The organism is Aliivibrio sp. 1S128, from assembly GCF_001691065.1.
Classification (GTDB): domain Bacteria; phylum Pseudomonadota; class Gammaproteobacteria; order Enterobacterales; family Vibrionaceae; genus Aliivibrio.
Window position 1 is genome coordinate 45986 of the sequence record NZ_MAJV01000069.1, and the last position, 13286, is coordinate 59271.

The 13286-nt window shown below is 39.7% G+C and carries 10 protein-coding genes; 7 read left to right on the forward strand and 3 right to left on the reverse strand.

Features of this window, described 5'->3' with window-relative positions:
* Positions 1-277: 277 nt before the first annotated feature.
* The gene (locus A6E03_RS09455) at positions 278-1279 is read left to right on the forward strand and encodes a triacylglycerol lipase (protein WP_065600726.1); all 1002 of its coding nucleotides are present in this window, start codon (positions 278-280) and stop codon (positions 1277-1279) included.
* Positions 1280-1312: 33 nt separating this feature from the next.
* Here A6E03_RS09455 and A6E03_RS09460 read toward each other — a convergent pair whose 3' ends face one another.
* Complete coding sequence (locus tag A6E03_RS09460) at positions 1313-3160, reverse strand: M3 family metallopeptidase (protein ID WP_065600727.1); 1848 nt, start codon at positions 3158-3160, stop codon at positions 1313-1315.
* 144 nt (positions 3161-3304) lie between these two features.
* Positions 3305-3994 carry a type 1 glutamine amidotransferase domain-containing protein gene (locus tag A6E03_RS09465; RefSeq protein WP_065600728.1) on the reverse strand — a complete coding sequence of 230 codons (690 nt, stop codon included), beginning with the start codon at positions 3992-3994 and terminating at the stop codon, positions 3305-3307.
* 142 nt (positions 3995-4136) lie between these two features.
* Here A6E03_RS09465 and A6E03_RS09470 point away from each other — a divergent pair, with 142 nt between their 5' ends.
* From A6E03_RS09470 to A6E03_RS09495, 6 genes are all read left to right on the forward strand, one after another.
* Positions 4137-5057, forward strand: a complete 921-nt coding sequence (locus A6E03_RS09470) for a LysR family transcriptional regulator (protein WP_065600729.1) — start codon at positions 4137-4139, stop codon at positions 5055-5057.
* A 247-nt stretch (positions 5058-5304) separates the two neighbouring features.
* Positions 5305-6675 carry an NCS2 family permease gene (locus tag A6E03_RS09475; RefSeq protein ID WP_065600730.1) on the forward strand — a complete coding sequence of 457 codons (1371 nt, stop codon included), beginning with the start codon at positions 5305-5307 and terminating at the stop codon, positions 6673-6675.
* 224 nt (positions 6676-6899) lie between these two features.
* Entirely contained in the window at positions 6900-8387 is a 1488-nt protein-coding gene (locus A6E03_RS09480) for an arylsulfatase (RefSeq protein WP_176703467.1), read from the forward strand.
* Between the two features lie 122 nt (positions 8388-8509).
* Positions 8510-8893 (forward strand): DUF4345 domain-containing protein, encoded by a 384-nt coding sequence (locus tag A6E03_RS09485; RefSeq protein ID WP_065592387.1) that lies wholly within the window; start codon positions 8510-8512, stop codon positions 8891-8893.
* A gap of 35 nt (positions 8894-8928) precedes the next feature.
* Positions 8929-9606 carry a nucleoside-diphosphate sugar epimerase gene (locus tag A6E03_RS09490; protein WP_065592388.1) on the forward strand — a complete coding sequence of 226 codons (678 nt, stop codon included), beginning with the start codon at positions 8929-8931 and terminating at the stop codon, positions 9604-9606.
* Positions 9607-9650: 44 nt separating this feature from the next.
* Positions 9651-10577, forward strand: coding sequence for a LysR family transcriptional regulator (locus tag A6E03_RS09495; protein WP_065592389.1), 927 nt, complete (start codon positions 9651-9653; stop codon positions 10575-10577).
* Between the two features lie 54 nt (positions 10578-10631).
* Here A6E03_RS09495 and A6E03_RS09500 read toward each other — a convergent pair whose 3' ends face one another.
* A complete protein-coding gene (locus A6E03_RS09500; protein ID WP_065600731.1) occupies positions 10632-13040 on the reverse strand; it encodes a glycoside hydrolase family 2 protein in 2409 nt (802 codons plus the stop codon).
* Positions 13041-13286: the final 246 nt, after the last annotated feature.

The following is a 13286-nucleotide window of genomic DNA, read 5'->3' on the forward strand; positions in this document are numbered from 1 at the left end:
AATCGTATCAATTGGATGTAGGTAAAGACGTCGAGTTAAATAAACTGAGCAGAAAAAGATTGGCAGAGGAAAGGAGGCCTGTCGAATACGTTATTAGTGTTCTTGGTTAATGCTCACGTTTTAAACGAATTGAGAGTTACAATCTTACTTGCAAGATAGACAACGCCGATAGATATCACATCAATCACAGATATCACTATTTGGTCTTAATATAAGGGTAATAATCGAATGAGAAATACCCTATGATGGTTTTATATTGTGTTTATGGATGAACTTAATGAATCAAATGGACTTTTTGCGATGTGCCAGTGTGGGAGTACTTTTCGGCCTGGCTGGTTGTTCGTCAAACTCTGTCAATGATGTTGATGAGATTGAAGAACCAACGACGTTGACCAAGCAAACCCTAAATATTGAAGGGCTAAAGCATTGTAATAATGCCAATGATAGTCGTATTCATTTAAATCCAGATGAACCATTAACCATTATTGTTCATGGCTGCTTCGCTTCTGCGGGTCAATTTAAAACCTTAGCGGATGTGTATGGTTTATATGATCAACAAGCTATCTGTTTTGAATATGATGACAGAAAGAGTTTAGAAGAGACCTCTGGCGAGCTTGTTTCTGCTCTAAATCAATTATCAGATGAAAACCCTGAACAACCTCTGCATATTATTGGTCATAGCCAAGGTGGTTTGGTCGCTCGTAGAGCACTTACGGTTGATAGAGAAGATGAGAAAAAAGTCGCGACAAAACAACTGCAACTTACCACGGTCTCTTCCCCATTTAATGGCATTGAAATATCGTCACATTGTGGAATGACTTCTTTACGTATTCTTTCGCTGGGTATTGTCGATTTAATTTGTTATGCCGTGACAGGAGAGAAATACCAACAGATCCCACCGAACGCGGATTTTATTGAACAACCTGGAGATCTTCTCTCTTCAGTTTCTCAGCATTTAGTAATAAAAACGGATGAGCGTAATACGTGTCGTAGAACCAATGATGACGGAATATGCGTTGAAGATGATTACGTTTTTAGCGTTAATGAGCAGTCGAATCAAGACGTGGATGATGTCGTTCATGCGAATCCAATAACGGTGAAAGCAGGCCATGTTGAGATTGTCGGTAATGGCGATTCTGTTCCGACGGATTTGATTGATATCTTAAAAGAACAACAATTGCTGATTGATAATGGAACGGTTGATCAGTTAGAGCAAGCGCGTTTAATTGAACAGCTTTATTTTCAAGACGAGAGTTCTAATTCATCTATATTGAAATAAACAGGGTGGCATAAATACCACCCTGAAATCAGTTTAGCGTCCGTACGTTTTCATAATATACGCTTCAAATTCATCACACATTTTTGCATTTGATTCAGCGTTATTTGCCAGAGTGTTAGCCCCATCAATCACCGTGATATTGGCATGTAATGGCGAAATGTCAGCTTGAGTACGTGTGTTCATGTCTGCAATCTTTTGTTGTTCTGTTTTCCAGGCATCTTCTACCGATAGATTACATTCATCCGCTAAGTATTTAGCATTAAACCCTTCACCAGTAAGGGCAACAATAGAATCATTGTGATTTACGCTGTTGCCTGCATTCCAATAATGCTTAGCTAGCAAAGGCCCGATTTTTGGGTTATCCGCCAAGAAACCAAACTTCTCAGTAAAGTATGCACGAGTTTGATAGACCGCCATGTGCGCTAATAAGTAACCGTGATAAGCACACGAAGCTTCATCAGACACTAAGTGAGGAATAGCCATTAATGGGCGAGGGCTGCATTCTAATCCAAGTATTTTTTTCTCAGAAGCACGAGCTAACTTGGTGATGTTTTCTGGCGTTAAGTCTGAATCGCTTAGCTGGTATAACGCACGTTCAAAATACGGTACCACTAAAATACTGCGTTCTTGGTACGCTTTAAATGGTTGTTTACTGTCGATCATCGCTTTAATGATATCGTCAGGCACTGGTTTTCCATCGGTATCTAACGCGTATTGTTTTAACCAATCAGCATCAGCTAATAAGCTGTCACAAAACATAGATTGCGTTTCTGCATAGGCCATTGACGTTGGTGCAAATTCCTGCGAGAAACACGGAGCGTTCATTTTTACGTTAGAGAAATGTGCGGCGTGTCCCCCTTCATGGAACAAGGTATTCATGCCATCGTAGCCGCTGCCAATTTGGTCTGGTTTTGCGTTGCTAGTGAAGTTTACTTTAGCGGCGATCCATTGGTCTTGATCGTAAAATGATGGAATAGGACCATGACAAAAACCATTCGGGTATTTGCCTTTACGGTCGAGTAAATCAAGGGTTAATTCTGCGCCTGAGAATTCAATATTTAGGCGACCAAACGATTCAACCCAACGACGTAATGATTTTGAAAATGGTACGTAAGGGTCTAACTCACGCATCACATCACCAGCAAACGAGAACACAAAGTTGTGTGCGAGCAGTGATTCACTTCCTTTGTTTGCGGCAAGTTGGTCTAAGCTGTTTTGATGACAATCGCGTGTGCGTTTTTCAAAGTCATCCAAAATAGTAAACAGTTCATCTGCGCTCATTTTTTCTTTTTTTGTTACCGAGTAATCAAAGAAAGTATCAAACCCTTGAGATCGTGCGAATTTATTACGCAGTTTGATTAATTCAATAAATCCATTTTGCAGTAACCATTGCTCTAAACCAAGAAACGCTTGATGAGCAGATTGGCGTGTGGCGGCATTAGCGCTGGTGCGAACAATAGAAGCGAGTACAGGAAGAGAGCCTTCAACTGTGTCACCTTCTTCGTTTACATACGTCATGGTGTGGTTCTGTTTTTTCTCAAACAAACCCGCTTCAAATTTGATTAGCTCTGTTTTTAACTGTTGAGCTTGTTCTGATTCAATTGCATGAGATTCAAACGTGGCTAACCAGCCTTGTAAACCAATAAGGGTTTGTGTTTTTTCTTGTTCATCAGTAATGCTTTCTGCGTGAGCAAATTGCGCTCTAATGGCTGAGATTTGCTCAGCATTACTTAAAAAGTTCGTCCATGTGGTTTCTGCTTCCGTAGAGCCTTGGTGATCATCGCTCAAACCCATGTAGGTATCCCAAAAGAAGTTTTCTTTGGTGCGATGAATAGAGAGATAGCGTTGATTAAGCTCATTAAGATAGGTCGTGGCAGTCATTTTCGTCCCTTTAAATACAGCGTATGCAAAGGATTATTATGACATAGATGGTATAGAGATGAGGAGATTAAAATGAAAAGAGCTCAATCTGTAATTAGATTGAGCTTAATAAATGAAGCTTAATATTGTGCTTCTAATTGGAACCTATAGAGCAAGTAACAACTTTTCAGCCGTGCTTTCAGAACTTGCTGGATTTTGCCCTGTAATGATAAGGCCATCTTGAATAACAAAGGGCGCCCAATCACTGACTTTTTGATAATCACCGCCTTGTTTCTTTAATTCATCTTCTAATAAGAACGGCACAATGTCTGTTAAGGCAACGGCTTCTTCTTCTGTGTTACTGAACCCTGTTACGGCTTTATCTTTTACTATTGATTGACCTGCGGTGTCTTTTGCATTCAATAATACCGCACCAGCGTGACAGACAGCAGCAACGGGTTTATTGCTATTTAATAGCGTTTCAATAAGAGCGATTGAGTTTTTATCATCAACCAGATCCCATAATGGCCCGTGACCACCAGGGTAGAATACAGCATCGTAATCGTCAGCTTTGATATCGCTTAACCTGTGAGTGCTTGCTAACGTCTGTTGTGCTGATTCATCGTTATCAAAACGACGAGTGGCGTCCGTTTGAAAGTTTTCTAATTCACTGTTTGGATCGATAGGCGGTTGTCCACCTAGTGGAGAGGCCAGTGTAATGTCAATGCCTGCATCAAGAAATACGTAATAAGGTGCCGCAAACTCTTCAATCCAAAATCCTGTTTTCTCGCCAGTATTACCAAGGTCAGAATGTGAAGTCAGAACCATCAAAATGCGTTTTTTAGGTGTAGTCATTATTCTATTCCTTTAATTATTAGTGATCCTTGAAGAGATGAATCAAGGCATGGATAAAATATAGAGTGTAAACCTCAGTTAGACAATGCAGATTAATTTGATTACATTGATTCAATAATTCGACTAATAAGGTGAGATAACAATGAAATTGTCGTTTGAACAACTAAAAAGCATGGTGGTATTCACGCATGTGGTGGATCAGGGCAGCTTTAGTGCGGCAGCAAAACAGTTGGAATTATCACGTACCGTAGTCAGCTATCACATTAAGAAATTAGAAACGAACTTAGGAGTGACATTAATCAATCGCTCGACGCGAAGTTTGTCACTCACCGATGCGGGAATTGAATTTTATAGCAGTTGTCGGTTGATCTCAGATCAAGCACAATTTGCGAATCAGAAAATGGAAAACTATAAAAATGAGCCTGAAGGGGTATTAAAAATTACCTGTCCTGTGAACATGGGATTGCAGGTCATTGTCCCTGCATTGAACGTGTTTAAAGCGCAGTTTCCTAAGATTGAATTAGATCTTATTTTGTCTGATGAGGTGGTTAATATCATTCAAGAAGGGATTGATTTGGCCATTCGAGGAGCTGCATTGCCTGACTCTGGCTTAAAAGCACGTAAGCTCTCTTCTTTACCAACTTGCTTATGTGCGTCTCCAAGTTATTTAACTCGCTGTGGTAAACCGCTTACCCCTGCTGAATTAGAGCAGCACAACTGGGTCATGTATAAATTGGGATCGCCAACGCTAGAGCTGACAAAAGGGACAAGATCGTATCGTATTAAAATGAGTGGTGACATCACCACCAATAATGCCGCCGCACGAACCGCTTTTGTTGAGGGTGGACACGGTTTAGGACGAATACCTGTGTATGATGCGATGCCTAAAATAAAAGAAGGCACATTACAAACGGTGTTAGATGAGTATGAACTGGCCGATATTGAAGTGTATGGCGTATACCCACCCGGGGCAACGGATTCTAAAAAAGTGCGTTTATTGTTGGATTTCTTAATTCAATATTTTGATAGTACCCATCCGAGAAGTTCAATGTTATTGGGATAATATTGAACACAGATAGTTAATTAATAAGAATAGTTATAAATAAGCTAGATTTATTTTTGGTTGAATTTTAGGCGTTTTTAGTGTGAAAAGTGCATAAATTACTTCGGTTTCATTTACTTAACTATGAATAGTAACTGATTGTAATAGTGTGACGGTAACGATTGCTTATTTATATTTCTCTCAGTTTGTGCAAGAATGCGCGCAGAAAATGACAGCATCTTAACGCTTATTAGTAAGGAATGTTCCCATGTCTCAGGGCAATGCACAGAATACAGCACCACAATCCAACATGGATAAAAAACTTGATGGTTTCTTTAAAATATCAGAACGCGGTAGTACGGTAAAAACAGAGATGATCGCAGGATTAACGACGTTCTTAGCGATGGTGTATTCGGTTATTGTTGTGCCAAGTATGTTAGGTGCCGCAGGATTTGACTCGGGCGCTGTGTTTGTTGCGACGTGTTTGGTTGCCGCATTTGGCTCATTACTAATGGGCTTGTGGGTTAACTTACCAATGGCGATTGGTTGTGCTATTTCTTTAACTGCCTTTACTGCATTTAGCTTGGTATTAGGGCAAGGCGTCAGCATTCCTGTTGCGCTTGGTGCTATCTTTATTATGGGCGTGTTGTTTACGCTAATTACGGTAACGGGCGTTCGCCAATGGATATTAAGTAATCTGCCTGTTGGGATTGCTCATGGTACTGGCATTGGTATTGGTTTATTCCTTTTATTAATTGCTGCGGATGGCACAGGACTTATTGTTAAAAATGCACACGCAGGTTTACCTATTATGCTAGGCGACATTACGTCGTTCTCTGTCATTATGTCGGTACTTGGTCTTGCTGCTATTTTTGGTTTAGAGAAAAAACGCGTTCCCGGTGGTATTTTATTAGTGATTGTCGGTATTTCTATTATCGGCTTAATCTTCGATCCAAACGTGATTTATAATGGTTTCTTTGCATTACCAAGTTTAGAAACGGCCGATGGTGGTTCATTGATTGGTTCGATGGACATTATGGGAGCGTTAACGCCTGCGATTCTTCCTGTTGTTATTGCTCTAGTAATGACGGCGGTATTTGATGCAACAGGGACTATCCGAGCACTGGCAGGTCAAGCGAATTTATTGGATGAAAACGGACAAATCATTAATGGTGGCAAAGCACTAACGGCGGATTCTGCAAGTTCAATTGTTGCAGCGGTTGTTGGTGGCGCTCCTGCTGCTGTTTATATTGAATCGGCGGCGGGTACAGCGGCGGGTGGTAAAACAGGTTTAACGGCTGCGGTTGTGGGCGTGTTGTTCTTAGCCATGATTTTCTTATCACCAGTCAGTTACTTGGTTCCTGTTTATGCAACGGCTCCGGCATTAATGTACGTAGGCTTATTAATGCTGAGTAATGTGTCTAAATTGGATTTTGACGATTCTGTTGATGCATTATCTGGCCTTGTTTGTGCCGTGTTTATTATTCTGTCTGCAAACATCGTAACGGGCATCATGATTGGCTTTACTACTCTGGTTGTTGGACGCATTTTTGCTGGTGAGTTTAAGAAACTAAACGTAGGTATTGTGTCAATCACGATCGCTTTGATTGTGTTTTACGTGGGTGGTTGGGCGATTTAACGCTTACTATTGATGATTGAAAAACGGATGCTTAATCGCATCCGTTTTTTTATGCGTGTAATAAAATAATAAAAATATCAGACAATAAATTCAGTTTAAATGTGGTTAATTTTAAAGCGTGTCCTATCTTTTAAATTAAGGTATTGATTCTAAGTTGTTACTTTTCAAGAGTGATAAGCAGTCTCAGTGATAATGATAAAAGATAAGGAATTACGATGAATAGGATGTTTAAAAGCTTGACCGTGACAGCAGCACTTTCATTTTCATTGGTAGCGAATGCAGCACAAGAAAAGCCAAATATATTTGTTATTTTTACCGATGATATCGGCATCTCAAACCTCAGTGCTTATCATAATGGCGTAATGAGCAGTGATACACCAAACATTGACAGCATTGCTGAAAAGGGAATGCTACTCACCGATTATTATGCTCAACCGTCTTGTACCGCTGGTCGCTCTGCCTTTTTGACAGGACAATTACCCGTGAGAACAGGGATGCACTCCGTTGGTTTACCCGGCGGTCCTGTAGGCTTAAATCAAGATACGCCAACGCTTCCTGAAGTATTAAAAACCCTTGGTTATACAACAGGTCAATTTGGTAAAAACCATTTGGGAGATAGAGATGAATTTTTACCAACCAACCATGGTTTTGATGAGTATTGGGGGTGGTTATATCATCTCAACGCGATGGAATATACGGAAGATCCAGATTGGCCAAAAGACGAAGCATTTCAAAAGTTTGCCCCACGTAATGTTATTCACGCCACCTCAGATGGTAAAGGAAACCAAACCATTAAAGATGATGGAAGATTATCAATTGAGCGAATGAGAACGTTAGATGATGAAGTAAATAAACACACCATTAACTTTATCGAAAAAGCCGTTAAAAACAACCAACCCTTCTTTACTTGGTATTGTCCATCGAGAGGCCACGTATGGACTCATCTTTCGCCTAAATACGAAAAAATGTTAGGTCAAAACGGGTGGGGATTACAAGAAGTCGTCATGAAAGACTTAGATGATCATGTTGGTGAAATGCTGGCGAAGATTGAAGAATTAGGTATTTTAGATAATACCATTATTATCTTTACTGCCGATAATGGCCCTGAAATTATGACATGGCCAGACGGTGGCATGACGCCTTTTCACGGTGAGAAAGGAACAACATGGGAGGGCGGTGTTCGTGCGCCATTCTTAATTCAATGGCCAAATAAAATTCCTAAAAACACAGTAAACAATGGCATGTTTGATGGCATGGATTTATTGCCAACTTTAATCGAAGCGGCGGGTGGACCTGCTGATTTAAAAGAAAAAATGCTTAAGGGCTATAAAGGGTTTAAAGGACATTTGGATGGGTACAACCAAATGGACATGTTAACTAATGATGGCGAATCGAATCGTAAAGAGCTGTTTTATTATGAAAGAGATAAGCTACAAGCGGTACGCGTGGGTGATTGGAAAGCACACTTTGTTGTGCAAAATCATGGATGGAGCGGGGCAAAAGAAGAGTTAAATGCCCCGTTATTATTCAATTTACGTCGTGATCCTTACGAGCGAGCAGCGGAAGAATCGGGAATGTACCTAAAATGGATGGGACAAAAAATGTGGGCATTTGGCCCAGCTCAAGCTGCTGTCGGTCAGCATTTAGAAACGTTTAAAGAGTGGCCACCAGTGACTTCAGATACCGTAATTTCAGGTGGTGTGGGTAACTAATTCATCAGTTCAAATAAATAATAGTAAAGGTGCAGGTATATTTTTGTCATTGTGATTAAGAATGTAAATGCACCTTTTTTTTATGCATAGAGTAATGCATACCAATATATGGGAAATAAAATATGAACCGATTATTTTTACTTTCAGCGTCTTCTGGCTTAATCATAATAGCGCTTGCCTATGGATTAATGCCTGCACAATCATTGCCTTTTTTGTTTAATATTGACCCAACATCAATTAATGTCACGCATATCTTCCGTGCTGTTATGGGATTGTATTTAGGGTTTGCTATGCTTTGGTTAGTGGGAGCATTTAATCAAAAGTACCAATTGCCGGCCTTGTATAGTTTGGTTGTTTTTATGGTGGGCTTGGCATTTGGACGTTTATTAAGTATTGCTCTTGATGGGATGCCAAATGGATTGTTGCTTTTCTATCTGTTTTTAGAGTTTGGATTTGGTATTCTAGGGGTTATTCTGATTAAAAACACAGAGAAAAATGCTGTGTGATTCTATTCTCAATTAAGGTTGAGTAAGGGCATGTTATGCAGGAACCATCGTCTATCATTATTGCAGGGTCTACTGGTTTGATTGGCCATCATTTATTGAATTTCGCTTTAAAAAATGATGAAGTTCAACACGTTTATAGCTTAACTCGTCGACCGTTAGAAGAGGTAAGTTCTAAGCTTATCCAGATAGTAAGTTCTGAATTAGCTATTGATAAAGAAAGTCTTAAAGAGAGTATTCCTCGCATTGGTTTTATCGCCTTAGGAACGACCATTAAACAGGCTGGCAGCAAAGAGGCACTTAAAGCCATTGATGTATCGCTAGTGGTCGACGTAGCTCAATCTATGCGTGATATTGGCGTTGAATGTATTTATGTTGTGTCTTGTATTGGAGCATCAAGTTCTGCACTTTCGCATTATTTAAAATGCAAAGGTGAGATGGAAGAAAAAGTCACGGCGATTGGTTTTAAAAATGTTACGTTTATGCAGCCTGGTCCTTTGTCTGGAACAAGAGCAGAAACACGTTCGGACGAAACATTATTGCAAGGAATAATGAAACTCTTTCATCCCTTAATGAGAGGGTTTTTACTTAATTATAAGCCTATTCATGGAGAGCTGGTTGCTCAAAGTATGCTTGATTTAGCACTACATAACAGTGAGACAAATGGTTGTTATCGATACACCTCAAGAGATATGTTTGCATTAGTAAATAAGTAGTGTTTCACCGCGTATATTGTGATGAATAAAGGAATGGACAGTTAGTGCAGCAATTTGATTATAACTTACTAAATACGCTAGAAGTCTTATTAGAAGAGCAAAGCGTAACCTCTGCCGCTTTACGATTGCATTTAAGTCAATCTGCGGTTAGCAAGCAGTTGGCTAAATTGCGTGAAGTATTTGGTGACCCCTTATTTGAGAGAACACCTTATGGATTACGGGCAACGCCTAGAGCAAAGCAATTAGCACCAGAATTACGTCAAGTGTTACAACATCTGGAGCTATTTACTCGCCCCGCGCATTTTGAACCCAGTGAAAGCCAAAGAACATTTGATATTCACATGGTAGAACCTGCATATTCTTTAACTTATCCCCATTTCATGCCTGAGATATTAAAGCAAGCACCTCAAGTCAATGTGCATGCGAAAACATGGCGTCGTGACAGCTTAGAACAATTGTTACGCTGTGAAATTGATATGGCAATAAGTTGTTGGGAGTGGGACTCTCGTTCTAAATGGCACATGGAAAATATTCCCACAGAATTGAATTATGTTGAGTTAGTTAAAGATCATGCCGTTTGTTTAGTTCGAGAAGACCATCCGTTATTTCAAGAAAAATGGGGATTAGACACCTTTTTAAAATATCGTCATCTACAAGTGGTTTTTGGTGGTATTGAGCAATGGTTGTTGGATGATATTCTAAATTTAGAACACTTAAAGCGAGATATCGCAGTTAACTTAACAGATTTTCATTCAGCAATGGAATTGTGTGAACACAGTGATTTGATTCTATGTGCTCCCGCAAAATACGTAGACAACATGTTGAAAGGCTCACCATTAAAAATATTACCAGCGCCCATAGCAATGGAAGCGGGATGTTATGTTCTTATGTGGCATAAGCATTTTGATTTTGACCATTCACATCGTTGGTTCAGAGAATTGATTATTGAACGAGTAAAAGCAGAATATTAATCATATTACATAAAATTGGAGGTACAAAAAAGTACCTCCATGTAGAATGAACCCTTAATAGCTATTAGATAAATCGTAAATACGTAAAGAGTGTATTAACGTATCTATGTCATCCCCTAGGTAATCTACCGTTACCGGAATTTGAGGCAGCAGAGTAAAACTTGAATCACTGAACCTGCCTTTTCCATCGTGCTCTAAGTGCACAAAGAAAGCCGGATAATCAGAGCGCAGAGTAATGCGATTATCTTCTTGAGTTACTTCAATATTCGCTTTTTTAATCGTAAGTTGTTTAATCGTTGGTGCAGCAAACCATGTATTTTGAACTTTCTCGCCATTAACGGTTATTTCGACAAAGAAAAAGCAGTTATTTTCACTGACTTGAAATTTCTCTTTTGTTAATGACCAAATGATATCATTGCCATCTTTTTCAATAGAGTAATTAATTGCCCATTGACCAAGAACTTCGCCATTGAAATCCATCCAATACACATTACCGTCGATATGGTTTTCAAATCGAGAATCGTTTACTACCCTGATTCGAACTTCGTTCTCCGTTTCTTCAAAAGGAATGTAGGTAGGTGCAAAAAATCGCTTCGCATGATAATGAAGTTGCTTCCAACGGCCACTGTATTCAATGCTCGACCATGAACTTACTGGCCAGTTGTCATTTAATTGCCAATACAACATACCACGGCAAATAGGGCTAATTACACGCCAATATTCACATCCCGTTTTAATCGCAATTGCTTGTTGTACTTGGCTTAAATACAGCATTTGTTCAAAGTTAGATGGAAAGCGGAAGTAACGGGTAAACATTTCTGTGATGATACTGTTCCCACGCCCATTTTTTTGATGCGCTTCAAATGTTGGAGAAGTGACGTTCCAATCATGTTCAGGAACAAAGCGTTTCACTTCAGCAAAAGAAGGCCATGACTGAAAGCCAAATTCAGAGCAAAAACGAGGTTTAATGTCTAAGTAAGCACTAAATGATTTGCCAGAATGCCACACATCCCAGAAGTGCATATCACCTCGGTTATCGTTGTGCCACGCGTCACCAAAATCCATATCGCCATTACAAGGCGAGCTTGTCCAAAAACGTCTGCTTGAGTCTTCTTCGGCAATCCACTGAGCAATATTACGATTTAAACGGTCATAATTTACTGTGTAGGTAACTTTATTGTTTTTGGATTCGTCATACCAACCAATAGCACCTATCACTTCATTATCGCCACACCAAAGGACAATCGAGGAGTGATCTTTAAGTCGGTTTATTTGTTGGCGGATCTCAGGTTCAACTTCTTTTAAGAAAGCCTCTGTTGAGGGATAGAGTGAACACGCAAACATCATGTCTTGCCATACCATTAAGCCCAATTCATCACAAATCTCATAGAAGGTATCTGATTCATACTGACCACCGCCCCAAACGCGGATCATATTCATATTGGCTTCTTTTGCACTGCTCAATAGTTCACGATAACGATCTTCAGACTCTAAGCTTGGCATTGCATCCATAGGGATCCAGTTGGCCCCTTTTGAATTAATAGGGAAGCCATTAATCACAAACTCCATTGCAGACCCAATGGCATCGTCTTTATTGTTTAAGGTAATTTGGCGAAGCCCTATTTTTTTAGAGATTGATTGATTATTCAGATCAACATGCAAAGAGTATAATGGTTGCTCTCCGTATCCTGCTGGCCACCAAAGCTCAGGGTCTTCAATGTGGAAATTAACGACAGTGATCCCCGTTTCACAAGTGGTGGTCATTTGTATTTGATCGCCAAATGTCACGGTGAGTTCATGATCACTTATCGGATCGTGATGAACTACAGCGCTGACATCAACACTTCCTTGGTGCCAAATTTGTTCAGTATGAGCAGACAACAGGGTAATGTGTTCAATGACATCAATATAAATAGGATCGTAAATACCAGATACTAATAAACAGATCCCCCAATCCCAACCTGAGTGACATTGTGTTTTTCGGATCTGGTTCATGTGAGGAACTTGGTTGTTTCCTACTGCCCACGGAATAGGCATCGGTTGTGTGTCAGCTCGTTGTTGGCCTTCTTCATCGACACGAGAGAAATGCACTTCAATATGATTTTCACCAACGACCGTAAAGGGTTTGATATCAATACGGTGCAGTTGGAACATATTGGTGCTGTGTAAGACCAATTCACCATTAATGAAGATATCAGCAAGTGTATCGAGACGGCTTAAGTTTAATAATAAAGAAGCGGCATTACGTTCTTGTTGCGATAAGGAAAAAGTGCGAGATAAATGCCAATCGCATTCCCGAACCCATTGAACGTGTTCTTCATTGGTTTCTTGATAAGGATCCGTAATGAGATTTGCTTTTAATAAAGCGTGATAATTATCTCCCGGAATAGACATTGGGATAGAGAGTTGAGAATGCGTAGGCGAGGTAAGTGTCCAATCGCCATTAAGAGAAACCTGCGACATAAAGAATCCTTCTGATGCCGTTGATATAAGTAGTTCAACATTATAATTAAGTCATGCTGAACGATATTCATAAGTAGCAAAAGAGTGTATGTCTGAGAAGAAAATAAAAATGTGATGGTACTCTCGAACAAAACAAGAGTAAGTCGTTTTATTTATACAAATTAGATGGTTAGCACAATTATTTTTTGTTATTTTCACAACATTAACAGAGTTGAAAAAATTGACTGATATCTTGCCCTGTTACGA